At 71.9% G+C, this 25191-nt stretch carries 19 protein-coding genes; 7 read left to right on the plus strand and 12 right to left on the minus strand.

All coding sequences use genetic code 11. The features are described from left to right. Positions 1–70: 70 nt before the first annotated feature. The gene (locus DFR74_RS04440; RefSeq protein ID WP_067508831.1) at positions 71–1171 is read left to right on the plus strand and encodes a PQQ-dependent sugar dehydrogenase; all 1101 of its coding nucleotides are present in this window, start codon (positions 71–73) and stop codon (positions 1169–1171) included. A 46-nt stretch (positions 1172–1217) separates the two neighbouring features. Here DFR74_RS04440 and gatB read toward each other — a convergent pair whose 3' ends face one another. From gatB to DFR74_RS04485, 9 genes are all read right to left on the minus strand, one after another. After that, positions 1218–2723: an Asp-tRNA(Asn)/Glu-tRNA(Gln) amidotransferase subunit GatB gene (gene gatB, locus DFR74_RS04445; protein WP_067508828.1), complete on the minus strand. Its 1506-nt coding sequence runs from the start codon at positions 2721–2723 to the stop codon at positions 1218–1220. A gap of 452 nt (positions 2724–3175) precedes the next feature. Then, a complete protein-coding gene (locus DFR74_RS04450; protein ID WP_067508826.1) occupies positions 3176–4555 on the minus strand; it encodes an alpha/beta hydrolase family protein in 1380 nt (459 codons plus the stop codon). A 151-nt stretch (positions 4556–4706) separates the two neighbouring features. Continuing rightward, the gene (locus tag DFR74_RS04455) at positions 4707–5135 is read right to left on the minus strand and encodes a hypothetical protein (RefSeq protein WP_067508824.1); all 429 of its coding nucleotides are present in this window, start codon (positions 5133–5135) and stop codon (positions 4707–4709) included. Between the two features lie 41 nt (positions 5136–5176). Beyond that, complete coding sequence (locus DFR74_RS04460) at positions 5177–6211, minus strand: ATP-dependent 6-phosphofructokinase (protein ID WP_067508821.1); 1035 nt, start codon at positions 6209–6211, stop codon at positions 5177–5179. 70 nt (positions 6212–6281) lie between these two features. Continuing rightward, the gene (locus DFR74_RS04465) at positions 6282–7169 is read right to left on the minus strand and encodes a serine hydrolase family protein (RefSeq protein ID WP_067508819.1); all 888 of its coding nucleotides are present in this window, start codon (positions 7167–7169) and stop codon (positions 6282–6284) included. A gap of 177 nt (positions 7170–7346) precedes the next feature. Continuing rightward, positions 7347–8177, minus strand: coding sequence for a siderophore-interacting protein (locus DFR74_RS04470; protein WP_067508817.1), 831 nt, complete (start codon positions 8175–8177; stop codon positions 7347–7349). Between the two features lie 42 nt (positions 8178–8219). Further along, on the minus strand, positions 8220–10832 hold the full coding sequence (locus tag DFR74_RS37920) for a serine/threonine-protein kinase (protein WP_411719589.1): 2613 nt from the start codon (positions 10830–10832) through the stop codon (positions 8220–8222). 48 nt (positions 10833–10880) lie between these two features. Next, on the minus strand, positions 10881–11576 hold the full coding sequence (locus DFR74_RS04480) for a response regulator transcription factor (protein WP_067508815.1): 696 nt from the start codon (positions 11574–11576) through the stop codon (positions 10881–10883). After that, entirely contained in the window at positions 11573–12919 is a 1347-nt protein-coding gene (locus tag DFR74_RS04485) for a sensor histidine kinase (RefSeq protein WP_067508813.1), read from the minus strand. The genes DFR74_RS04480 and DFR74_RS04485 overlap by 4 nt, the downstream gene beginning before the upstream one ends. Positions 12920–13109: 190 nt before the next feature. Here DFR74_RS04485 and DFR74_RS04490 point away from each other — a divergent pair, with 190 nt between their 5' ends. From DFR74_RS04490 to DFR74_RS04500, 3 genes are read left to right on the plus strand one after another with little or no spacing between them, the layout of a single operon-like run. Then, positions 13110–13424, plus strand: a complete 315-nt coding sequence (locus DFR74_RS04490) for a hypothetical protein (RefSeq protein ID WP_067508810.1) — start codon at positions 13110–13112, stop codon at positions 13422–13424. Between the two features lie 32 nt (positions 13425–13456). Further along, entirely contained in the window at positions 13457–14182 is a 726-nt protein-coding gene (locus DFR74_RS04495) for an ABC transporter ATP-binding protein (RefSeq protein ID WP_084537568.1), read from the plus strand. Next, a complete protein-coding gene (locus DFR74_RS04500) occupies positions 14179–16671 on the plus strand; it encodes an FtsX-like permease family protein (protein WP_067508808.1) in 2493 nt (830 codons plus the stop codon). The genes DFR74_RS04495 and DFR74_RS04500 overlap by 4 nt, the downstream gene beginning before the upstream one ends. A gap of 75 nt (positions 16672–16746) precedes the next feature. Here the strand turns inward: DFR74_RS04500 and DFR74_RS37755 are convergent, their stop codons facing one another. Next, on the minus strand, positions 16747–19785 hold the full coding sequence (locus tag DFR74_RS37755; RefSeq protein WP_325050970.1) for a serine/threonine-protein kinase: 3039 nt from the start codon (positions 19783–19785) through the stop codon (positions 16747–16749). 206 nt (positions 19786–19991) lie between these two features. Here DFR74_RS37755 and DFR74_RS04510 point away from each other — a divergent pair, with 206 nt between their 5' ends. Beyond that, positions 19992–20858, plus strand: a complete 867-nt coding sequence (locus DFR74_RS04510) for a serine hydrolase (RefSeq protein ID WP_084537571.1) — start codon at positions 19992–19994, stop codon at positions 20856–20858. A gap of 1 nt (position 20859) precedes the next feature. On the opposite strand, the gene DFR74_RS04515 is transcribed toward DFR74_RS04510, so the two are convergent. After that, entirely contained in the window at positions 20860–21525 is a 666-nt protein-coding gene (locus DFR74_RS04515) for a response regulator (protein ID WP_067508806.1), read from the minus strand. A gap of 78 nt (positions 21526–21603) precedes the next feature. After that, positions 21604–22803 carry a sensor histidine kinase gene (locus DFR74_RS04520; RefSeq protein WP_407675095.1) on the minus strand — a complete coding sequence of 400 codons (1200 nt, stop codon included), beginning with the start codon at positions 22801–22803 and terminating at the stop codon, positions 21604–21606. Between the two features lie 244 nt (positions 22804–23047). Between DFR74_RS04520 and DFR74_RS04525 the strand changes: the two genes are divergently transcribed. Both DFR74_RS04525 and DFR74_RS04530 read left to right on the plus strand, forming a co-directional pair. Continuing rightward, a complete protein-coding gene (locus tag DFR74_RS04525) occupies positions 23048–23749 on the plus strand; it encodes a hypothetical protein (protein ID WP_228791814.1) in 702 nt (233 codons plus the stop codon). Continuing rightward, positions 23746–25170: an alpha/beta-hydrolase family protein gene (locus DFR74_RS04530; protein WP_113974947.1), complete on the plus strand. Its 1425-nt coding sequence runs from the start codon at positions 23746–23748 to the stop codon at positions 25168–25170. The genes DFR74_RS04525 and DFR74_RS04530 overlap by 4 nt, the downstream gene beginning before the upstream one ends. Positions 25171–25191: the final 21 nt, after the last annotated feature.

The following is a 25191-nucleotide window of genomic DNA, read 5'->3' on the forward strand; positions in this document are numbered from 1 at the left end:
CGGCGGTGACGGCGTGTCAACACGCACCCGGGAGCGGCGCGCCTGCGGGTATTTCCGTAACGTCAGGGGCATGAGATTGGTTGTCGTGGGACGTCTCGTCATGAGCGTGGCACTCGGGGTCGCCGCGCTGTCCGGGTGCGCCCGGTTCGATGACTCCGCGTCGAGCCCGTTCACGCCCGAGCCCACGTTCAACCCGGCCAACCCGAGGCCGCCGGAGGACAGCGGACCGTCCACCACCCGCCCCAGCGGTCCGTGCATCGATCAGGACCCGGCCGTGGTCGCCACCTGCCTCGACACCACCGGCGGCCTGGTCGGCATCGGGGAGGGCGCGCTGGTCGCCGAGCGGCGCACCGGGCGCATCCTGAAGGTCGTCGACCCCGACACCCCGCCGGTCGAGGTGGCGCGGGTCGAGGTGGACGGCTCCGGCGACGGCGGCCTCACCGATATCGCGCTCTCACCGAGCTACCGCGAGGACGGCCTGCTCTTCGCCTACATCACCACCGCCTCGGACAACCGGGTGGTGCGCATCGCGGAGGAGGGCGAGCCGAAGCCCATCCTGACGGGAATCCCGAAGGGCGCCACCGGCAATCGTGGCGCGATCGAATGGGCCAACCCCGGCCAGCTGCTGGTGCTCACCGGTGACGCGGGCAATCCCGGCCTGGCCACCTCGCCGTCGTCGCTGGCGGGCAAGGTGCTGCGGCTGAACTCCCCCGCGCCCGGTTCGGCATCGCCGGAGATCGCGGTGTCGGGCATCGGCGTGGCGGGCGATCTGTGCCGCGACGGCGACAGCGGCGTGTGGATCACCGACCGCACCCCGGCCGTCGACCGGTTGCAGCGCCTCGGCAACGACGGCACGGTGATCACCGGGTGGACCTGGCCCGACCGCCCCGGCGTCGCGGGCTGCGCGGCGGGTGGCGACACCGTCGCGGTCGCGCTGACCTTCGCCAACGCGCTCGCCATCGCGACCGCCGACCCCGGCACCCGCACCATCACCACCGCCCCGAGCATGCTCGCCCAGGACCGCTACGGCCGCCTCAGCGGCGCCACCATCGGCCCCGACGGCAACGTGTGGGTCGGCACCGTCAACAAGTCCGACGGACAGCCCGGCCCCAACGACGACCGCGTCGTCCGCATCCCGCCGGATTCCGCGGGCGGCACCGGACCGGACTAGAAGAAGCTCGCCCGCGACCGGATTCGGTCGCGGGCGGTTCCGATGCTCAGGAGCAGGCGGCCAGCACGAGTTCACGGACGCGGGCGGCGTCGGCCTGGCCCTTGGTGGCCTTCATGACGTCGCCCACGATCTTGCCCGCGGCCTGCACCTTGCCGGAGCGGATCTTGTCGGCGATATCGGGGTTGGCGGCCAGCGCCTTCTCCACCTCGGCCTGCAACGCGCTGTCGTCGCTGACCATGCCCAGGCCCTTGGCCTCCACGATGGCGGCGGGCTCACCTTCGCCGGCGAGCACGAAATCGACGACCTGCTTGGCGACCTTGCTGTTCACCGCCTTGGCCTCGACCAGCGCCGCCACCTCGGCGACCTGGGCGGGCGTGATCGGCAGGTCCTCGAGGGCGACCTCGCGCTCCTTCGCCTTCTCGGTGAGGTAGTTGACCCACCAGGAGCGCGCCTCGTTGGCGGGGGCGCCGGCTTCGACGGTGGCGATGATGGCGTCCAGCGCGCCCGCGTTCACCACGTCGCGCATGACCTCGTCGGACCAGCCCCAGTCGGCCTGGATGCGGGCGCGGCGCAGCCACGGGTACTCGGGGATGGTGGCGCGCAGCTCCTCGACCCACGCCGCGTCGGGCGCGACCGGCTCGAGATCGGGCTCGGGGAAGTAGCGGTAGTCCTCGGCGGTCTCCTTGCGACGCCCGGGCGAGGTGGAGCCGTCGGCCTCGTGGAAGTGCCTGGTCTCCTGCACGACGGTGCCGCCGCCGGTGAGCACCGCGGCCTGGCGGCGCATCTCGTAGCGCACGGCGGTCTCGACGCTGCGCAGCGAGTTGACGTTCTTGGTCTCGGTGCGGGTGCCGAACTCGCTCGCGCCGACCGGCATCAGCGAGACGTTCGCGTCGCAGCGCAGCGAGCCCTGCTCCATGCGCACATCGGACACCTCGAGCGCCTTGAGCAGATCGCGCAGCGCGGTGACGTAAGCGCGGGCCACCTCGGGGGCGCGCTCGCCCGCGCCGGTGATGGGCTTGGTGACGATCTCGATGAGCGGCACACCCGCGCGGTTGTAGTCCAGCAGCGAGTGGCTGGCGCCGTGGATGCGGCCCGTCGCGCCGCCGACGTGCACCGACTTGCCGGTGTCCTCCTCCATGTGGGCGCGTTCGATGTCCACGCGGAAGGTGCTGCCGTCGTCGAGCACCACGTCGAGGTAGCCGTCGGTGGCGATCGGCTCGTCGTACTGGCTGATCTGGTAGTTCTTCGGCTGGTCCGGGTAGAAGTAGTTCTTGCGCGCGAACCGGCCCCACGGCGTGATCGAACAGTTCAGCGCCAGGCCGATGCGGATGGCCGAGGCCACCGCCTGCTGGTTCACCACCGGCAGCGAGCCGGGCAGTCCGAGGCACACCGGGCACACCTGCGTGTTGGGCTCCGCGCCGAATTCGGTGGGGCAGCCGCAGAACATCTTGGTCGCGGTGGACAGCTCGACGTGGACCTCCATGCCGAGCACCGGCTCGTAGCGGGCGACGACATCGGCATAGTCCATCAGCTCGACCGTGGGTGCACTCATGGCGACAAGTGTATGTACTTCGCCCTCGGCTTCCGCGCCCGGATCTGGTGCGCGGGAACCAGACCTGGCGGGGGATCACCGGCTTCGGGGCCCGCGATCCCCTCGGCCGCGCCCCTCGGCCGCGATGACTCGTCGGCCGACCCGTCGCCGCAGGAACACCTCGGACCCGCAGTCGCCGTCACGCACCAGCGCTACGGTCGAGGCGTGGGGAAGGCCGCACGACGCGACCACCACGCGCGAAGCCCCGGACGGCAGCCGAGGTCGGGCTTGATCGCCCATTCGCTCTACCCGCAATCGCGGATCCCGTTCGGCGATGCGGCACACGCTCAGCAGGCACCGTATGGCGGACGGATCGGGCAGCTCGGACGATGCCCCGAACGCCCGACGGTGACCACCGACGTGCGACGGGGCGGGCGGACCGGCCGTACTCGGATACGGCCGGTCCGCGTCCACTACGAGATGGGGACGTGCTGGGTGAGCCAGTCGGTGATGAACGTGAGCACCTGCGGGTCGATGGTGGTCTCGATCGTGGGGTACTCGCTCGGCGCGCCGGTCTCGGCGGGCTGCATGAGGTGATTCAGGCCGCCGAAGACGTGCACGGTGGCGTCCGGGTTCTGCGCGAGCGCCGCGCGCGCCGGGCCTTCGTTCTGGGACGACAGCACTTGCAGGTCCCGGTCACCGTAGAAGGCGAGCACCGGAATGCGCAGCGCCGACAGCGCCGGGGCCGGGTCGTAGTTGATCAGCGCGGCGAAGTACGGGGTGATCTGAGCACTCGCGTCGTCTTCCGGCAGGCGCAGTTCCTCGGGCAGCGCGGCGTTGCTGCGCTCGACCGCTCGCTTGGCGCCCTCGATATCGCCCGCCCGGATCAGCGCCACCATCTCGGTGGTGTCGGCGATCTGCCGGTCGATCACCTCGGGGGGTGCGCCCTCGGTCCGCATGATCACCCCGGACTGTTCGATGAGCACGTCACCACCGGACACCGCGGGCCCGGCCATGAGGACGACGAACGCGACCCCGCTGTCGGGCCGCGCGGCAACCATCGGTGCGAGGTAGCCGCCCTCGCTGTGGCCGAACAGTCCGATCCGGGTGGGGTGGATCTCGGAGCGAGCGCGCAGGAAGTCGATCCCCGCGGTGACGTCGTTCGCCAAATCGTCGTAGGTCGCCTGGTTCAGATCGCCGCCGGTGTCGCCGACGCCGCGGTCGTCGGTGCGCAGCACGGCGTACCCCGCGCGGGTGAGCGTGTCGGCGACGAGCAGGAAAGGCTTGTGCGCGTACAGCGTTTCGTTGCGATCCTGCGGTCCGCTGCCCGTGATCAGCACGACGGCCGGGAACGGGCCGTCGCCTTCCGGTGTGGTGAGGGTGCCGCCGACGGTGATGTCACCGCTGGTGAACGTCACGTCCTCGGACTCGTACGGGAACGGCGGCTTCGGCTCCTGCGGGCGGGCCGGCGGTGCCAGCGCGCCGCGCTCGAGCGTCAGCGGGAACGACTGGCCCGACTGGGTGAAATCGCCGGTGATCTTGCCGGTTTCGGAGTCGTACCTGCCCTTGAAGACCGGATCGCCCGGGATGTCGGGAATGGCGAATTCGACCGCCTCGCGATCGGAGCGCACATCCTTCAGGGGCAGATCCTCGGCGCCCTGGTCGGGGATGTCGATGGTCGCGGTGCCGTCGTCGCCGAAGGTGACGCCGACGTTCACCGCCTGGCCGGGGATCTCGATCGCGCCGTGCCAGTCGCCCTTGGTGGGGTCGGGCGGGTCCGCGTCGGATCCACACCCTGCCACCATCGCGGTGACGACGAACAGGGCCAACGCAATCAACCGACCTTTTCGCATGGCACGAACCTACTCAAACACACCTGGTTCGGCGTCCACCGAGAGGCTACGGCCCATACCTCTGGCGGATGATCTTCACCTGAGCTGTCCCGGTGATCCCGTCGATGACGACGCGGACTCGCCGGCCTCCGCGTTCGGCGTCGAGCAGTGGTCAGGCTCCGCGCGCGTAGGCGATGGCCGCAGCCACCTCCGACAGGTCGGCGTCCTCCCCCATCACCTCGCGGAACTCCTCCAGCGAGTCCGCCACGGTGGCCCGGCGGGCCGAGCCGATCAGTTCCTTGCGCGCGAACTCGCCCAGCGGCAGGCCCGCCGCGCGCGCCCGCGCGCCGAACACCGCCAGCGCGTCGGACGGCAGGTCGTAGAGGGTGACCAGCGCCGACGCGTCGGCGTCGATCTCCGGGGTGAGGTCACGCCCCGCCGACCGCAGGAAGTCCACGATCGTGTCCTCCGGCGTGCGCCCCGACGCCCGCGCGACCAGTTCGGCGCGCACGTACGCGGTGATCGGCAGCCCGGCGGCCCGCGCGCGGCGGCGCAGCACGGTGGCGGTGGCGGCGGGCAGATCCTCGATGGCAAGACCCATGGCGGCCAGCGTAGTTCGCCGGCCGCGCCCCGGCCACCGCGTCAGCCGAAGAACGCCTCGGCCTCGCGGTAGCGCTCCGGCGGCACCCGCTTGAGCTGCTTGGTGGCCTCCGACAGCGGCACCAGGCCGACCTGGGTGCCGTGCAGCGCCACCATCTGGCCGAAGTGCCCGGCGTGCACGGCCTCGGCGGCGTGCAGGCCGAAGCGGGTGGCCAGCACCCGGTCGTACGGGGTGGGGCTGCCGCCGCGCTGCACGTGGCCGAGCACGGTGGTGCGCACTTCCTTGCCGATGCGGCGTTCGATCTCCGCGCCCAGCTGCTGGGCGACGCCGGTGAACCGCTCGTGCCCGAACTCGTCGATCCCGCCCTCGCGCAGCGCGAACCCGGAGTCCGGCGCGGGGTGCGAACCCTCGGCCACCACGCAGATGAAGTGCTTGTCGCCGCGCTGGAATCGCTTCTTGATCATCGAGCACACCTCGGCCACGTCGAACGGGACCTCCGGCACCAGCGTGAGGTGCGCGCCCGCGGCCATGCCCGAGTTGATCGCGATCCAGCCCGCGTGCCTGCCCATCACCTCCACCAGCATCACGCGCTGGTGCGATTCGGCGGTGGTGTGCAGGCGGTCGATGGCCTCGGTCGCGATGGAGAGCGCGGTGTCGTGGCCGAAAGTGACGTCCGTGCAGTCGATGTCGTTGTCGATGGTCTTGGGCACGCCGACCACGGGCACGCCCTCGTCGGACAGCCAGCTGGCGGCGGTGAGGGTGCCCTCGCCGCCGATCGGGATGAGCGCTTCGATGCCGTTGTCGTCCAGGGTCTGTTTGATCTTGCCGAGGCCGTCGCGTAGCACGTCGGGGTTGGTGCGGGCGGTGCCCAGCATGGTGCCGCCCTTGGTGAGCAGCCGGTCGGTGCGGTCGTCGTTGTGGATGTGGATCTTGCGGTCCTCCAAGAGGCCGCGCCACCCGTCCTGGAAACCGACGATCGCGTCGCCGTAGCGTCCGTTCGCGGTGCGAACGACGGCACGGATGACCGCGTTCAGCCCTGGACAGTCCCCGCCTCCGGTCAAGACTCCGATGCGCATGGCCGCTATCTTGCCCCTCCCCGGCGCGCGCGGCATCCCCGCCCCCGTGAACCCTGGGTAACGGCGGGACTCAGGGCGGGCAGGAGCCTCCGGTGAGCTCGCCGAGGTGCTGGGACAGCAGCGTCGCCATCCGGTTGAGCGCGTTCATCCCGTCGGCGAACGCGCCCGAATCGGGTTGCGCGGCAAAGGCCACCGCGAGGCGGCCGGTGGGGATGTCGATCACGCCGAACTGGCGCACCAGGTACGCGCCCGAGGCGTCGGGCCCCCAACCGCCCTTGAACTCCGCGGCGCTGAGCTGGCCGAGGCCCCACCGGTGGTTGGGGATGATCTGGCCCATGAGGTTCAGCGCGGTGTCCGACTGCGGCAGGCAGGGCAACCGCGAGGCGAACCGGACCTGTTCGGACAGCGACCATTCCGCCTGCCCGAACGCCGAATGCTCGGCGCGGCTGCGGGTCGCGGGCACCACGGTGGTTTGATCGCCGCCCTCGCGCAGCACGGCCTCGACCGCCTGCGCGGCCTGCTGCCCGGTGCCGAGGCCCTGCCACAGCGCATCGGCGGCGGCGTTGTCGGACGACGTGATCGCCGCCGACATCGACCAGGTGGACGCGCCCGCGTTATCGCGCTGGGCGGCGATCACCAGCGGCACCTTCATGGTCGACCAGGCGGGGCCGGTGGTCCAGTCGCCGAAGGTGACCATGCGCTCGCCGCCGACCGGCATCACGGCCATCCCGAAGGTGCCGCTCAATTGCGCGGTCAATTCCTGGAATCCGTGGGCCAGCGTGCCGGGAACCGTGATCTGGAGGCGTTGCTGCCCCGTGTCCGACGCGGCGCGGGTGGTGGTGGTCGTCTCCTGTGCCGCCGCCCCCTCGGACTCCGTGCCACAGGATGTCAGCAACAGCACGGCGAGCGCACTCGCCCCCAGCGCCTTCGCCAGACGCCCCGGTTCATCACTAGCCATATCGCGAATCAGAATCCCTGCGTACTCACCGGACTACAAGTCAGCACGCCCCCCAAGAGTCCGCGCGCATCCATGCAGGCATAGTAGCGGCCGCCGCCGATCACGGCCGCCCGCAGACCTACACCACCGTAACTTCGCAGCTCCCGGCCTATTTCGCGCCGGCAGCGCGGTCGCGGCCTAGCTCGGCGAGGCCTTGCCGAAGCGCCAGTAGCCGGTGAAAGTGATGTCCGCCTTGGGGACGCCGCGGTCGTTGGCGAGGAAGCGGCGCACGCCGGAAGCGAGCTTCTGTTCCCCGGCGACGAAGGCGTAGACGCCGGAGGACGGCACCTCGGCGGCGCGCACGGTGTCCAGCGCCAGCTTGCCGACCTCGTCGTGCGGGTCCGCGCGCGGCAGCCAGTGCACCCGCACACCCTCGGGCGCCTCCAGCTCCTGGACGTCGTCGGGATGCGGGATCTCGATATAGGCGCCGCCGCGCAGGTCGCGGGGCGCGTCGCGCAGGATGCCCGCGATGGCGGGCAACGCGCTCTCGTCGCCGACGATCAGCGACCAGGTCGCGTGCTCGGGAAGTTGGTACATCAGGCCCTCGTCGAACAGGCCGATCGGCGTGCCGGGCTGCACGTTGTTCGCCCAGCGCGAGGCGGGGCTGTCGTCGCCGTGCGCGACGAAATCGATGTCGATCTCGGGGTGCTCGCCGTATTGTCCTTCGCCGGCCGGACGATACGCGCGCACGGTGTAGTTGCGCACCAGCGGGCGCGAATCCTTGCTCATCAGCAGGTACTGGGCGTACCAGAGGTCATTGGCGACGGTGGGCAGGCGCAGGTCGGTCTGACCGTCGCGGCGCAGGAACAGCCGGAACCACTGGTCGAACCCCATGGCGTCGAAATCGTGCAGGTCCGGGCCGCCCACGGTGACCCGGACGAAGTTGGGACTGATCCGCTTGTTCGCCAGGGTCTGCGCGGAACGGATCCGCCGCTCCGCGGGCTTGACGTACTTCACGCGCTTGGCCATGCCGTTAGGTTAGCAAAACCTAACGTGACCGGGTGATCGTCGTCAGTACACGTACACCAGGGCGTTCTCACCGCCCGAGCAGGCCACCAGCTGGCCCTGCGGCGTGCACGTCATGGTGTAGGTGCGGCCGGTGACCGGGCTGGTCGCCACCACCGTGGCGGACTCGGACGCGGCGTACGCGCGGCGGACCTCCTCGGCGAACGGGCAGCTCGTCACCGAGTTGCCGATGGCCGCCCGCGAGAACTGGCCGGCGGGTGCCGAATCCGCGCCGCAGGCCGTCGCGCCCGCCGGGAGCCGGACCGGGGTGGCCGAGGTCGTGGTGGGTGCGGTGGTGGGCGCGTCCGAGGTCGCGGGACCGGCCGCGGGGGGCGTCGTGCGGGGTGCGGCGGTGGTGCCCACCGCGGCGGGTTCGTCGCCGCCGCCGCGCAGCACCTGCCAGCCGACCACGCCGACCACCGCGATGGCGACGATCGCGAGCAGCGAGACCAGGACAGGCATCACGACCGAGCGGCGCTCGTCGGACCGGTCGTGGTCGTAGCCGCGCCGGTTCGGGTCGGGCGCGCCGTAGCCGGATTGCGGGTCGTAGCCGCTCTGTTGGTCGTAGCCGTGCTGGTCATAACCGCTCTGCTGGTCGTAACCGCCCTGAGCGCCGTACCCACCCGCGGCGCCGTAACCGCCCTGCGCGTCGCCACCGCCCGGCCCGTCGTAACCGCCCGGAGCTCCATACCCGCGTGGCGAGTCGTAACCACCCTGCGGACTGTCGTCGTAGTTCACGGCGCTGTACGCCTGCGCGGGAGCGCCGTAATCGGGATACGTGGGCCGGGGCGCGGGTTCGGCCGTGTGCCTCGGCTGAGCCGGCGGCGGGAACGGCGGTTCGGGATAACGCCTGGTCTCCGGAGCGAGTTGCCCGTCCGGATCCACACCGGGGCCGCCGTATCCGCTGTCGGGAGCTCCGAACGCGCCCTGGTTTCCGGAGGCGCCCTCGGAACTCGCGTACGCCGCATCGGGATTCGCATAGGTACCCTGCGCAGCCCCGTAAGCGCCTTCGGGACTTCCGTATCCGCTGTCCGGAGCGCCGTACCCGGCGTCCGGATTCCCATAGCCTTCCGCCGCGCCGTACGCCCGGGTCTCCGGAGCAGGTTGCGCCACCGACGGATACACGCGGGTCTCGGGAGCTTCGTAGGGCTCGGCGGGATCCGCGTACCGCTGTTCCTCCGGGTACAGGTGGGCGTCGGGGAACGGACGCACCTGCGGGATCGGCCCGGTCGCCGAGGGCGGCGGCGGGGTCACCGCGGGCTGTTCCTGCGTGGGCAGCGGGGTGAACTCGATCTCGGTGGGGTGCACGGCGGTGGGGTCCGACGGGCGGATGACGGCCGGGATGGACATCTCCCCCGTCGACTCCGGCGGCACCACGGGATTCGCCCCGGTCCCGTCGGGATCGGCGAAACGCGCGGGCACGCGCACCACGAACGTCGGCGCGGACACGGCCGGATCCGGCTGCGCGCCGGTGGTCTGGCCCGGGACCACGGGTGGTCGCACCGCGGCACCGGGCGCGAGCGGCTGCGCACCCGTCGTGTGTCCGGTCGGATGCGAACCAGCACTCGGCGGGACCGCTCGCGCAGCAGTCGCGTGCCCACCCGAACGCGCGGCGGCGCCCGGCGGGATCGGATGCGCGCCCGTCGCGTGCCCACCCGAACGCGACGCGGTGCCAGGTGGGACCGCTTGCGCGCCCGTCGTGTGTCCACCCCGACCCGCGGCGGCGCCCGGTGGGACCGGATGCGCACCGCGCGCATATCCGCCCGCGCCCGGATTCGGCCGCACCGCACCCGACAACGCCGCCCGCGCCGCGCGCACGAGTTCCATCGCCGTGGCGAACCGCTCGCCCGGATCCTTCGCCATGCCGCGCGCGATCACGTCGTCCAGCGCGGGCGGGATGCCGGGCACCTGCTCGCTCGCACGCGGCGGCGGCTCCGCCAGATGCGATTTGATCAGCACGCTCATGCTGGCCGCCGGGAACGGCGAAGCCCCCGTGAGGCATTCGTGCAGCACGCAGGCCAGCGAGTAGATATCGGCGCGACCCGTCACCGGCCCCACGTCGAACCGCTCCGGCGCCATATAGATGTAGGAACCGACCGCCATCCCGACCTGGGTGACGGCCGAATCGCCCTCGGTGTGCGCGATGCCGAAGTCCACCAGGTAGGCGAAGTCGGCGTCGGTGACGAGGATGTTGGCGGGCTTGACGTCGCGGTGCACCAACCCGCCCGCGTGCGCGGCGTCCAGGGCCGCGGCGATCTGCTCGACGAGGCCGACAGCGCGTTCCGGGTCCAGCGGACCGGTGGCGCGCAACAGGGTGCGCAGGTCCAGACCGCGCACCAGGCGCATGTCGATGAACAGCACGCCGTCGATGACGCCCCAGTCGTGGATCGGGATGACGTGCGGTTCGGCGAGCCGGGCCGCGGCCTGCGATTCCCGCCGGAACCGCACCTGATACACCGGGTCCTTCGCGAGTTCCTCGGAGAGGAGTTTGACCGCCACCACGCGGTCCTTCACGGTGTCGTAGGCCTCGTAGACCTCGCCCATGCCGCCTTTGCCCAGCAGCGCGCGCAGCTCGTACGGCCCGAACCGACTACCGACCCGCCATCCAGGTCCGTCCACCCCGTGCAACCTCCACATCCGGTGGTGACCCGGATCGCCGGGCTACCGTCAAGGAGTGGATTCTCCGGGGGAGACCACTCCGTGGTCAAACGCAAAGACGATCGCCGCCGAGCGATCCCTCAGATCCAGTTTGCCGAAAATGTGGCCGACGTGACTTTTCACGGTGACCTCGGAGATGCCCAGTTCCCTGGCGATTTCCGCGTTGACGCGGCCGCGGCCGATGAGTTCGAGCACCTCGTACTCGCGGGCGGTGAGCTCGGCCAGCCTGCTGTCGGCGCGTGTGGACACCGGCCGCACGCTGCGGTAGGTGGACAGCACCCGGTCGGTGACCGAGGGGTCCAGCCACGCGCCGCCCGAGGCGACGGTGCGCACGGCGCGGATCAGGTCCTCGGCGGGCGAGTCCTTGAGGATGAAGCCCGCCGCGCCCGCGCGCAGCGCTCCGGACAGCAGCTGGTCATCGTCGAACGTGGTGAGCACCAGCACGGGGGGCGCGCCGTCGAGGCCGCGCAGCATGCGGGTGGCGTCGATGCCACCGACGCGCTTCATGCGCAGGTCCATCAGCACGACGTCGGGACGGTCGGCGCGCACGGCGGCCACCACCTCGTCACCGTCGGAGCACTCCGACACCACGAAGCCGTCCCGCCTGCGCAGAATGCGCCGCACTCCCCCGCGCACCAGTTCCTGATCGTCGACGACGAGAACGTGGACCAGCGCCTCGCCGCCGTTCGGCGCTATCGCTGTCACGCACTCTCCAATCCGGGCATCGCGTTGCGTGGCCGAAGAAGGGCGCTCTCGGTGATCGGGCACGCCGGCCACGACTTGGCCGCGTACAGCGGGAACTCGGCGCGCACCTGCCACCCGTCGTCGTGCGGCCCCGCGCTGAACCGCCCGCCCAGCAGCTCGACGCGCTGGCGCATACCGGTCAATCCCATGCCGTGGCCCGGGTGCGCGGGTGGCCCCTCGGGCAGCGTGTTGCCCACGGTGAGGGCCGCCGAGGTCGTGCCGACCGAGAGCCGCACGGTGGCCGAGGCGCCCGGCGCGTGCTTCACGACGTTGGCCAGCGATTCCTGCCCGATGCGGTAGAGCGCGAGACCGACCGCCGCCGACACCGGGCTCACATCCGGGTCGGGCCGGTAGCGCACGTCGAGTCCGGCGCGCACGAAATCGCCGACCAGGTCCTCGATATCGCCGATGCCGGGTTCGGGCGCCGTGGTGGCGGGCCGCTGATCCAGCAGCCCGACGGTGCGGCGGATATCGGCCATGGCCTGGCGGCCGAGCCGTTCGGCGTCGACCAGCGCGTCGACGGCCTCGTCCACATCGCGGTCGGTCTGCAGTGCACGCCGGGCCGCGGTGAGGTGCAGCAGGGTGACGCTCAGCGAATGCGCTATCACGTCGTGCACCTCGCGCGCGATGCGCCTGCGCTCCTCCTCGGCGGCGCGGGCCGCGCGGATCTCCTGGTAGTCGCGCTCCTGGTAGAGGAAACGTCGCTGGTATTGCAGCATCAGCCCGCACATGAGGCCCAGCAGGACGCCGATCGCGTACATGGACACGGCGTCGAGTTGCCCGGCGGGGGCGCCGATCGAGGGCGCGAACACGTCGAACAGCACCAGCTGGCCGATCGCTCCGGCCGCGATGGCGACGCCGACCCGCGCCGAAGCGATGGCCGACACCTCGCCCACCACCAGGACCAGCACGAACGGCGCGATGTCGTTGTCCACCGGTTGCACCAGGAACAACGCGGTCGCCACCATGCCGCACAAACCCAGCGTCGCCGGGTTCGGCACTACGCCGACCAGGCAGAACAGCGGAATCGAGACCAGCAGCAGCATGATCGCCAGGAACGGCAGCGCGGTGGGGAAATACTCGTGGCGCTGGGCGGTGGCCGCGAGGGCGATCGCGAAGATCGCGACGTCGGCGAACAGGATCACCCGCGGCGGATAGTCGAACGGCAACTCCGCGATATTGCGGAGGAAGACGCCGAGCGGGTCGCGGGCGAACTCGCGCAGCCGGTAGCCGACGGTGCCCCGATCGCGGAAGGGCACCGGCCGCGCACCCGCCTCGGAAGGGATGGCCTGCATCACACCCATTGTGTCAGGCTAGCCCCGTCACGCCGGTGGCCGCATCGTCCCGGAAACGGTCCGGCTCTCCTACCCCGGTAGGAGAAGGATTCGCTGCCGCAGCACGAGGACAGGGTGCGCGGCGCTCCGTAGCGTGGACCGCACCCTCGCCGGACCGCCCGATCGGCAGCCGGCGGACACATCACGAAAGGCCGATGTCATGTCCTGGGACGACGTACACGCTAGGACCGCGATCGTGCACACCGTGCTGGACCGGGCGGCGGTCGACCCGGACCGTCCCGATCTGTTCGACGACCTGCCCGGACTCGAGCGCCTGTTCGGCGGACCCGAGGGGCTGCTGCTCGCGCTGGAGTACCGGTGGCACAACCACCTCGCCGCGCGCTCGGAACTCGGCCTCCTGCTCGGCATGTCCGAGGTCGAGGTCTACCTGCAACTCACGGCGGAACAACCCGCCCTGCGCGCCGTGCTCGATCGGTGGGGCGTGCGCAGCGCCACGCCCGCGCTGGCGCGCTGAAAAGACGAACGAAAGAAGAGGGGGACCGGACCATGCCGGAGCCGGCCATGCTGGAACTGTCGGATGTCGTCAAGCAGTACCGGATCGGAGAGCAGACGGTGCGCGCGCTGGACGGAGTCAGCGTGCGGGTCGAGGCGGGTGAATTCACCTCGATCATCGGCCCTTCCGGTTCCGGGAAGAGCACGTTGCTGCACCTGCTGGGCGCGCTGGACTCCCCCGACGCGGGCTCGATCCGCTTCCAGGGCGAGGAGATCGGCGCGCTCACCGACGAGCAGCAGTCCGAATTCCGCCGCCACCGCGTCGGTTTCGTGTTCCAGTTCTTCAACCTGCTGCCCACCCTCTCGGCGTGGGAGAACGTCGCGGTGCCGAAGTTGCTGGACGGCACCGGCTTACGCAAGGCCAAGCCCCGGGCGCTGGAGCTGCTGGAGCGGGTGGGCCTCGGTGACCGCGCCGAGCACCGTCCCGCCGAGCTGTCCGGCGGGCAGATGCAGCGGGTGGCGGTGGCGCGCGCGCTGATCATGGACCCGCCGCTGATCCTGGCCGACGAGCCCACCGGCAACCTGGATTCCAAGACGGGCGCGGCGATTCTGGCGTTGCTCGGCGAGATCGCAGGCGGCGGCAGCTCCGTCGTCATGGTTACCCACGACATGGGCGCGATCGAATACTGCGACCGCGTGATCACGTTGCGGGACGGGCGGATCGGCTCCACCGACGTGGTGCGCCGCGCCGACCTCGACGGTGACGCGGTGCACGCATGATGCGCGCGGCGTGGGATCGCCTGCGGCTGTTCAATATCGGTGAGCTGCTCACCCACCGCGGCCGCACGCTGATGTCGCTGGCGGTGATGGCGGTGTCGGGCGCGCTACTGGTGGCGGTGCTCAGCATCACCGGCTCGGTCACCGGGTCGGTGGACCGGCTCACCGAATCGCTGGGCGGCACGGCCGTCCTGGAGGTCACCGGAATCACCGACGGCGGTTTCGAGCAGTCGCTGCTCGGGCCCATCGCCGCGACACCCGGTGTGGCGACGGCGGTTCCGATGCTGCGGGCCCCGATCGGCGCCGGCGACGAGCGGGCGTTGCTGATCGGCGCGGACGCGAACGTCGGCGCGCTCGGCAGCGATCTTGCCGGTCCGATGGGCGAGCAGTCCGCCGCGCTGATCAGCACACCGCGCGGGGTGCTGGTGGGCGCGGCCATGGGCTACGAGAAAGGTGAAACCTTCCCGCTGGGCAGCGGAACAGTCACGGTCGCCGGGGTTCTCGACGAGGAGGTCTCCCGCAGGCTCAACGGCGGGCACCTCATCGCCGCGCCACTTCCGTTGGCGCAGTTGCTCACCGGGCGCACGGGGATGCTGGATTCGGTGCAGATCGTCGCCGAGGACGGCGCCGACGTGGGCGCGCTGCGCGCCGCGCTCACCGACGCCGTGGACGGGCGAGCCGTGGTCGCCGACCCGGATCTGCGGACGATGCAGGCCAGTCGCGCGATCCAGATCATGCGGTACTCGACGCTGATGTCGTCGTTCGCGGCGCTGATCGTCTCGGCCTTCCTGATCTACAACGCGATGAGCATGGCGGTGGCGCAGCGCAGGCCCGCGCTCTCGCTGCTGCGGGCCATCGGCGGGCGGCGCGGGCCGATCGTGCGCGACCTGCTGGTGGAAGCCGCGCTGCTCGGACTCCTCGGCGGCGGACTCGGCGCTCTACTCGGCATGGCGATGGGATCGACCGCGCTGGACCGGATTCCGGCGGCGATGGTGCAGTCGGTGGAGGCGCGCACCGAGTACATGGTGCCGGTGTACGCGATCCCGGCGGCGATCGTCGCGTGCGTGCTGGCGAGTGTGATCGCGGCCGGGATCGCCGCGCGGCAGGTGTACAAGGTGCAGCCGATCGAGGCGCTGGCACCGGTCGGGGTGGGGCAGGCCGACACCACGCGACCGCTGCTGCGCTGGACGGCGGTGGCGCTCGGCGTGGGGCTGGCGGTCGCCGCCGTGCTGATCGCCCGGGCGGATCTCGGCAGGTTGTCGCTGGCGTCGATCACGACGGCGTTCACCGCCGCGCTCTTGCTGGCGTTCGCGGCGACCGGGCCGATCGTGCGGGGCGCGGCCGCCATCGCGCGGCTGTTCGGGCCGCCCGGCGCGCTCGGGGCCACCACGCTGGAGCGGGCGCCGCGCCGCGTGTGGGCGACCGCGATGACGGTGATGATCGGGGTGTCGGCGACGGTCGCGATGGGCGGGGCGTCGGCCAATCTCGTTGATTCGGCCACGGATTCGTTCTCGGATATGGCACGCACCGATCTCTACGTCAGCCCGGCGCCCATGGAGCAGTTCCCCACCGGGCCGCTGCTGCCCGCCGGGTTGCCGGAAAAGCTGGCCGCCGTGCCGGGAGTCGAGTTCGCCGAACCCGCGCAGATGGCGTTCGCGACGCTCGGTGGCGGTCGGGTGATGTTGCAGGGGTTCCCGGCCTCCGGCGGCGATATCCGGGAGGGCTCGGTGGACCGGGACCTGTTGCCGCGCATGGCATCCGGTGAGGGCGTGGTGGTGTCGCGCGACGTGGCGCGCTCACTCGGCGTGTCGACCGGGTCCGAGCTGACCTTGCAGACGCCGACCGGCCCGCACACCGTGCTTGTGCTGCAAGTGATTCCGTACATGTCGGCGATATCCGGCGTGGTCATGATGGACGTGGAGTTCCTGCGCCAGTGGTATCAGCGCCCGGGCGAGACCGTCATCGCGATCGACATCGAACCGGGCGCCGACCCCGTGGCGGTGCGCGCCGCCGTCCGGGAGGTCGTGCCCGCCGAATTGACGGTCTCCTCCGGTGACGAGGCGCTGACCGCGGTGTCCGGGAGCGTGCGGCAGGGCTCGTCGATGAGCCGGGCGATCCTGTGGATCGTGGTCCTGGTGGCGACGGTCGCGCTGCTGAACACACTGATGCTCTCGGTGCTGGAACGCCGCCGCGAGCTGGGCGTGCTGCGCGCCATGGGCACCAGCCGCCGCTTCCTGCTCCGGTCCGTGCTGGCGGAGGCGGCGGGCATCGGCCTCATCGGCGCCGCGATCGGCCTGGCTGTCGGCGCGGCCGTCCAGTACCTGGCCACGGTCGCCATCGGCCAGGCCATGACCATCGACATCGTCTACGAGGCCAGCCCCATGCTGATCGTCTACGGCCTCGCCGCCCTCTGCCTCGCCCTCCTCGGCTCCATCCCACCCGCCCTCCGCGCGGCCCGCATGCCGATCGTCGCGGCGCTGGCGGTGGAGTGAGGGGGGTCGTCAACGTCTCCACGCCAAGGAGACTCACACGGATGCGTGACCGGGACTCCGTGCGGACCGACCCGTTCACAGCGGGGCTTCGGCCCACCAGCGGTCGAGTTCGGAGGCGGCGGTGGGGCGGGGAGCGAGGGGATGGGTGGAGGCGCCTCGGTGGCTGACGTGGATCAGGTAGGTGGAGCGGTCGGGGTCGGTGGGGAATCCGATGATCAGGTGGGCGGTGGCGAAGTAGGACGGCACGGGGCCCTGCGGGTCCTCGCGGGTCCAGGTGTAAGCCGTGTACGGGACGTCCTGTTTGCGGCCGGGAGTGGCGTCGGTGATGGGTAGCGCGGCCAGTACCGCCCTCGCGGCGGTCGGGGTTTCGTACTCGAAGACGGTGTAGTTCATGCTGAGCGAGTCGTCGACGTCGCGGCGACACTCCCACGCCAGCACCCAGTCGCTGCCGGTGAGCGCGTCCACCTCGACCCGCAGCCGGTCACCGGGCCGCTCCGCGTAACAGGTGGCGCCCTCGTACCCCTCACCGATGTCGCCGGATTCCCGCGGCAAGAGCGACGGGAACGCATCCCGGCTCGCCTCGAACGGGTCCGGCGCGGCGGGAGCGGGCGCACCGGTGGTGGTCGGAACACTCACGGCCGCTTGCTCCTCCGAGTCCGACCCGAGCAGCACCACGGCGGCCACCCCGACCGCCACCACCAGGATGCCCACGGCCGCCAGCGCCAGCACGACCACGACCCAGGACCCCCTGGGCTTTCGTGGGAACCGGTGCGCCACCTGCCGATTCCCGTACGGCGGATAACCCGGCGGGATCGCGGCCCCCGCACCCGGAACCGGTTGCGCGACAGGCGGAGCCGAGCCCCGCCCCGACGCCTCCACATCCGGCGCATGCGCCTCCGGCCCACTGGAGCCGGCCGCCCCGCGCCCCTTCACGAGATTGACCCGTCCGGCCTCACCCTGTGCAGCATCCCCGACGGTGGCGAGGTGAGGTTCGGCGTCACCCTGCCACGCGTCGTGCGCCGCGGCGCCATGCCCACCGACAACCTCGATCCGACGGGTCGCCTGCTCGCTCGCAGCGCCACCCCCACTCGCATCGTCGGCGGTACCATCGCTCGCATCATCGGCGGCCGTCGCCTGCGTGGAACCGTGTCCGCCCCAGCCGGATTCCGCCGAACCCCGCTGCGGCACAGCGGAATCCCGCGATTCGCTCCGCTCCGCCGAGCTCACCCCATCGGCGTCACCGAGCCGCCCGGAATCCTTCCCCGCAACGGCAGCACCTCGCCCGCTCACCTCGACAGCACGCACGCCGTCCCCGTCCCTGACGTCCTGCTGCGATACAGCAGATCCCGGCGACGCGACCCCCTCCGGCAACCCCGCGCCCGGCCGCTGCGAATCTCGCCCCGACACAGGGGCACCCGGCGGCCCCTCCCCTGCGGTATCCCCCACGCCATTCTGGGCCGAGTCCATCCGCCCCGGACCCTGCTGCGGTGCATCGGAACCCGTCGAGGCACCGTGCTCAGGGGGTCCCCCGGCAGCCTCGTCCCCCGCACCGGCCCGCCACGACGGATCGCCGACAGCAGCGGACTCGCCTACCGCGGCGCCGCCGCCCGGGCCCGCACCGACAACCCCGATCCGCCGGGTTACCTGCTCTCCCGGCCCAGCGGGCGACCCCTGCGCACCGGCCGGGAGCACGGACCCACCGGGCGCCCCACGCGCCTCAGCCCGTTGCTGAGCATCAGCGTACGGCGCACCGGGCGGACCAGGCGGTGCAGACGGATCATATTGTGGCGCAACCGCATCAGGCACAGCCGCGCCATAGGGCGGCGCGGGCGGTGGTGCGGGCATTCCCTGCCGCGCGACCGCACCCGCGTGCGGCACCACACCACCCGGCCCAGCATGGGGAACACCAGCGGAAGGCGCCTGAGAACCGGCGGGCGGTGCAACGGCCCCCGGCGGCGCAGCCGAACCGGGTTGCGGCGCACCGGAACTCGGCACCACAGCACCTGGGTGCGGTGCAGGCGCCCCGGCGTGGGGCGCAACCGCATGCGGCACTCCCGCACCTCCAGGCGGCACCACACCCCCACCGGGTGGCACCACACCGGGCACCACACTCGGCGGCACCGCGCCCCCCGGCGGCACCGGCATCCCACCCCCCGGCGGCAACTGCGACGGATGCCTCGGAACCTGCTGCGGCGGAACGGGTTGCGCGTAACCCGGCGGCCCCGGATATACCGGCGGCGCGTACACGACGGGCGGAGGCGGCGGCAGCGGGGGCGGCCCCACCGCCGTCAACGCCTTGCGCGCGGCGGCGGCGAACTCCGTGCACGTCGCGTACCGGTACTCCGGCCGCTTCGCCATGCCTGCGGCGATCACCAGGTCCAGCGCCGGATTCAGCTTCGGCCTGCGCAACCGCACCGAGGGCGGCGCCAGCTGGAGGTGGCCGTGGATGATGTCGGCGGGGTTGTCGGCGTCGAACGGTCCGATGCCGGCGAGCAGCCAGTACAGCGCGCACGCGAGCGAGTACTGGTCGGAGCGGTTGCCCAGCGGCGCGCCGGTCATCTGTTCCGGCGACGCGTAGGCCAGCGTCGCGGTGAACATGCCGGTCTGGGTGAGGTGGGTGGAGTCCTCCCGCAGGCGGGCGATGCCGAAATCGGTGAGGAAGACCCGCTCCCCCTTCCCCGCGCGCGACCGGGCCAGCATGATGTTGGCCGGTTTCACATCGCGGTGCAGCACACCTTTGCCGTGCGCGTAGTCCAGCGCGTCGGCCACGCCCTCGATGATCTGTACCGCCCGCTCGGGCGGCAGTGTCATCGGGTTCACCGCGGCGGCGTCGACACCGTCCACGTACTGCATCGAGATCCACAGCTGCCCGTCCTCGGACCCGCGGTCGTACACGGTGACGATCCCGGGATGGTCGAGCTGGGCCGCGAGGTCGGCTTCCCGCTCGAAGCGCGCGCGCACCTCGGTATCGAGGAACAGGTCCCGGTTGAGCAGTTTCAGCGCCGTGAGCCGCGCCATCCTGGGGTGGCGGGCCAGGTACACCGACCCCATCCCGCCCTGCCCGAGCAGGCGTTCCACGGTGAATCCCGCGAACACCTCACCGCTGCTGAGCAAGGCGACCCCCTTCCACAGGTCTCACAGCCTACCGGCGACCTCCGGTCCCCGGTTTCCCATCCGCCGGATGATCGGCGAAACTGTCCACAGCACATCATCCCCGCTCCCGATTGCCAAGCGAGGACGGTGGTGCGTCCCGGCCGGCGGTTCGCGGCCGGGCAGAGCTCGAAGGGCGCCGCGAGCGCGGCGCGGGGAGGGTCACCGTGGTGAGGTCGTCACGAGCCGCCGCCTGTCGCCGGGTGGTGGCCGGCGCGCTGGTCGCGGCGTCACTGGTCACGGCGGGGTGCGGGCTCACCGAATCGGAGGGCGATCTCGTCCGCACCGCGGGCGGCTGGACCCCGCACGCGGCGGTGCGCCTGCCGAACTCGCTGGCGGCGGATTTCACCCGCTGGCAGTCCTCGGCGCCGGGTCAGGTGGGCCTGGCGGTGATGCCGTTGGGCGGCAACAGGATCACGGTCTTCGGCGACTGGTCCTCGGGGGCGGCGTGGTCGACGATCAAGGTGCCCTTGGCGCTCGCCGCGCTGCGCGCCGATCCGGAGGGCGCGCTCGACACCGCGGAAGCCTCGATCACGGTGTCGGACAACGACGCCGCCGACGCGCTGTGGAACTCGCTGGGCGGCGGTCTCGCGGCCGCGCGCGCCGTCGAAGACGTGCTCGCCGAGGCGGGCAACCCCACGACCGGCGTGGCCGGCCCGCGCACCGAGCTGGACTATCACGCGTTCGGCGCCACCGAATGGTCGCTGACCGATCAGATCCGGTTCGCCTCGCGCCTGCCGTGCCTGCCCGGCGCGGAGCCGGTGGTACGCATGATGGGCGAGATCACCGCCGAACACACCTGGGGCCTGGGCGCTTTCGCGGACGCGCGGTTCAAGGGCGGGTGGGGCCCCGACGACGGCACCGGCGTGTACCTGGTGCGCCAGTTCGGTGTGGTGCCCGCGCCGGGCGGCCGGCTCGCCGTCGCCTTCGCGGCCGAGGCCGACTCGGGCGGCTTCGAGGACGCGGTCGCCCTGCTCGACGACCTCGCCGCCCTGATCCACCGCCACCTGGACGAATTGCCCGGCGGCACTTGCTGACTCAGCCGGGGGTCACCAAGCCGGTCTCGTAGGCGAGCACCACGGCCTGCGCGCGGTCGCGCAGGTTCAGCTTCGAGAAGACCTTGGACACATGGGTTTTGACGGTCTGCTCGGCGACGAACAGCGACTCCGCGATCTCGGTGTTGGACATCCCCTTGGCGATCAGCTCGAGCACCTCGCGCTCGCGCGGCGTGAGCGTGGACAGCTGCGGCGCGGGTTTGGGGCGCGCGGCGGCGCGGCGGCTGGTCACGTCGGCGATGAGCCTGCGCGTGACGGTCGGCGCCAGCAGCGCCTGTCCGTCGGCGACCACCCGCACCGCGCGCACCAGTTCCTCGGCGGGCGCGTCCTTGAGCAGGAAGCCGCTCGCGCCGATGCTCAGCGCCTCGTACACGTAGTCGTCGATATCGAAGGTGGTGAGCATCAGCACCCGCACCGGCGGATCGAAGCCGGCCGAGAGGATGGCGCGCGCCGCGTCGAGCCCGTTCATCTCGGGCATGCGCACGTCCATCAGCACCACGTCGGGCCGCAACCGCTTGGCCTCGGCCACCGCGACCTTGCCGTCGGGCGCGTCGCCGACCACGCTGATGTCGGCCTGCGCGGCGAGCAGTGCGCCGAACCCTTGGCGCACCATCGCCTGGTCGTCGGCGATCAGAACCGTTATAGCCACGCGCCCACCCTAGTTCGCCCGCCGCGCGCACGGCGCCACCCGTTCCGGAACACGGACTCCACCACCTCCCCTCCATGCTCAGTGCTCGGCGAGCTGCGCCGGATCCGGTGCGACGGTCGGCTGGTTCAGCGGGAGCCGGGCGGTCACCTCGAAGCCGCCGTCGGCACGCGGCCCGGCCGTCACCTCGCCGCCGACCGCCAGCGCGCGGGCCGACATGCCCGCGATGCCGTGGCCCCCGTTGCCGACCGGGCGGGCCGGGGTGACGCCGGGATCGTTGCCCACCACGAGGGTCACCTCGGGGCCCACGGTCACCGTGACCCGCACGGGCGCGCCGGGAGCGTGGCGAGAGGCGTTCGACAGCGACTCCTGCGCGATGCGGTAGAGCGCGAGACCGGTCGTCTCTCCGACCCACGCGAGATCACCCGCCACGGTCCAGTCGATGCTCACCCCGGCCCGGCGGGCGCCGTCGAACAGGGCGAGCACGTCGGCGGCCTTGGGCTGCGGGGCGTGTTCGGGGAGCTGGCCGTCGCTGCGCAGCACGCCGAGCATGCCGCGGATCTCGTTGAGCGCCTCGCGCGCGGTCGCGCCGATCGACTCGAACTCCTCCCGCGCGGCCGGACTCACGTCCGTCACCCGGTACGGCGCGGTCTGCGCCTGCACCACCACCAGGGACATGTGGTGGGCCACCACGTCGTGCAGGTCGCGGGCGATGCGCGCCTTCTCCTCGAGGATGGCGCGCCGGGCCCGCTCGAGCTCGGTCACCTCCTCCTGGCGCACCAGTTCGCGGCGGGAGAGCACCAGCCAGCGCACCATCAGCCCGAACAGCACCACGGCGGCCAACCCGATCGGCCAGCCCCACGCAGCGTTCGCCGACCCGGGCATGGTGGTGCCGAACAGCAGTGAGCTCGCGATCCACGCCACCGCGACGATCTGCATCGGCGCGCGCAGCGCCACCGCGAACAGCAGCACCAGCAGCGTCAGCAGGTGCACCACCTGGAACGGCATCTCGTTGCCCGGCTGGTGCGGGATGGCCAGCGCGATGAGCAGCGCCGATCCGGCCGCGATCGCCCAGCCCAGCTGCGGGTTGAAACGCACCAGCAGGATCGGGAACGCCGCGAACGCCGCGACGAACGGCTGCACGGCCGGCGACACCTCGTGCGTGAGGTGCAGGGTGGGCCAGGCGACCGCGTAGAACACCAGCGCCACGAACACCGTGCCCGCGTCGAACCAGTGCCGCGCGCTCATCCGCTTGGTCAGAGCTCGGCTCTTCTCCTTCATACCCACGACACTAGGAACCCCCGGCCCGCGCGGCGTCATACCCACGGGGGAACTCGCGTCCAGTACCTGAGGGTGAGGAGGGCGCCGCGATCCGCCGCAGGTAGTGCCCGGGAAACGCTCCGCGGCGGGACGCGCGAGAGGGTGCCGGATTTCTAGCGTCGAAGATCATGAGCGAACGCAGTGAGCGAATCGTGTGCCAGCGCGCCGTGCGCATGCCGGAGCCGAGCGCCAGCGAGGTGCTGGCATGAGCACCACGACCACTACCGGCCGCCGGGGCGCCTCCACGCGGGGACGCCGGGCGGCGGCGTTGACGGCCGCGGCCTGCGCGGCCGCCGTCGTCCTCACGCCCACCGCCGGCGCCGCCGAGCCCGCGCTGCCCGTCACGGAGAACCGGGCGGCCGCGTTCGCCGTCGGCCACCTGACCGACGCCGAATCCGTCTCGGCCGCGGGGATTCCGGACGATTTCGCCGAGCTCTTCGGCTACCTCCCCGAGGCCGTGGACGGCCTGCTGGCCAATCCCGGCGGCGACTGCTCGTCCCCCGTCCCGCTGCCCGCCGAGTTCGACACCGCCTGCAAGGCCCACGATCTCGGCTACGACCTGCTCCGCTACGCCGACCTGCGCGGCGAACCGCTCGGCCCCTGGGCGCGCCAGGCGCTGGACGCCACCCTCGACCGCCGGATGCGCGAAGCCTGCGACACCCGCGCCGAACCGGTCAGCCGCGCACGCTGCCACGCCATGGCCGGAATCGCCGACACCGTGGTCGATCTCAACTCCCGCCGCCAGGACTACGGCGCACCGGTCACCGAATCGCTGCGCGACGCGAGCGGATGGGTGCTGGGCAGCGCCGGGGTCGGCCTGCTCGGCCTCGGCTCGCTGTTCGTGCTGGTCCTCGGCCGCACCCGCCGGAAGGTGAACACCGCTGATCCCGTGGAGGTTTCGTCATGACAACGACGCTCACCCGGCCCCACTCCGGAGCGGCCGAACCGGAACGCGAACCGGCCCCGAGGATCTCGCTCCCCGAACGCCTGCTGTCCAAGCTGACCTATCCACGAGTCGGCACCACCCTGGGAGCCGGTGCCGGCGTGCTGATTTCGCTGGCACCCGGACTGCTGCCCCGCACCCCCTCCGCGCAGGGCGTGCTGGCCGGTCTGCTGGTGGCGCTCGCGCTCGGTGTCGTCGGGGTGGTGCGCGTAGCGCTCGGCAGGCGCGGCGTCGCACTCGGACAGCGCGTGCGGCACTGGCGCAAACCGCTCGCCCTCGCCGCGGCGGTCGTGGTGCTCACGGCCGCGTGGCGGGCGGGCATGTGGCAGAACGAACTACGTGCCGCCATGGGAGCCGCCCCGATCGCGGCGAACTACTGGCTGATCGGCGCGCTCGTCGCGTCCGTCGTCGCCGGACTGCTGGTCGGGCTCTCGGCGGCCGTGCGCGCGGGAGCACGCCGACTGGGCCTGCTGCGGTCGGTGGTGGCGGCACTGCTGGTGGCGGCCATGTCGGCCTTCGTGCTCGCGCCCGCGCTCGCCGGGTGGCGGCAGCAGTCCTACGCGGCGTCCAACGCCCTGTTCGACGACGGTGTGGCGCAACCCGTTTCGTTCACGAAGTCGGGGAGCGCCGAGTCGGAGGTGAGCTGGGATTCCCTCGGTGTACAAGGGCGGCGTTTCGTGACGGGCGGGCCGGAGGGACCCGTGCGGGTCTACGTCGGGATGGATTCCGCGCCCGATCTGGATTCCCGTGTCGCGCTGGTGGTCCGGGAATTGGAGCGCTCCGGCGGGCTGACCCGGTCTAACATCGTGGTCGCGATTCCCACTGGTTCCGGCTGGATCGACGCGAACGCCGTCACCGGGTTCGCCGAACGCTTCGCCGGTGACGTGGCCGTCGTCGGCATGCAGTACTCCTACGCGCCGAGCTGGGTGGGTTTCGCGTTCGGCCGCGACGAGGCGGTCGAGGCCGCGCGGGCCCTGTTCACGGCGGTGGAACGCCGCGTCGCGAGCATGGACGCCCCGCCGAAGCTGTTCGTCTACGGGCAGAGCCTCGGTGCGTCGGGCGGGGGCGCGGTGTTCGCCGACGCCGCCGACCAGGACCGCCGCACCTGCGCCGCGCTGTGGGCGGGCCCGCCCGCCAACGACGCGCCGCGCGCCGGCGCCACGATCCTGTCCAACAGCTCCGACCCGGTGGTGCACTGGTCGCCCGCGCTGCTGTGGCGGGCGCCCGACCTCACCGGCGTGCGGCGCGACGCCCCGCTGCCGCCGTGGCTCCCCGGGGTGAGCTTCGTGCAGACCACCGCCGACCTGCTCGCCGCGCTGGACGCGCCGCCCGGCCACGGCCACCGCTACGGCACCGACCAGGGCACCGCGCTCGGCGACTGCTGACCGGATTGACGCCACACTAGA

Source organism: Nocardia puris, assembly GCF_003315035.1.
Lineage (GTDB): Bacteria > Actinomycetota > Actinomycetes > Mycobacteriales > Mycobacteriaceae > Nocardia > Nocardia puris.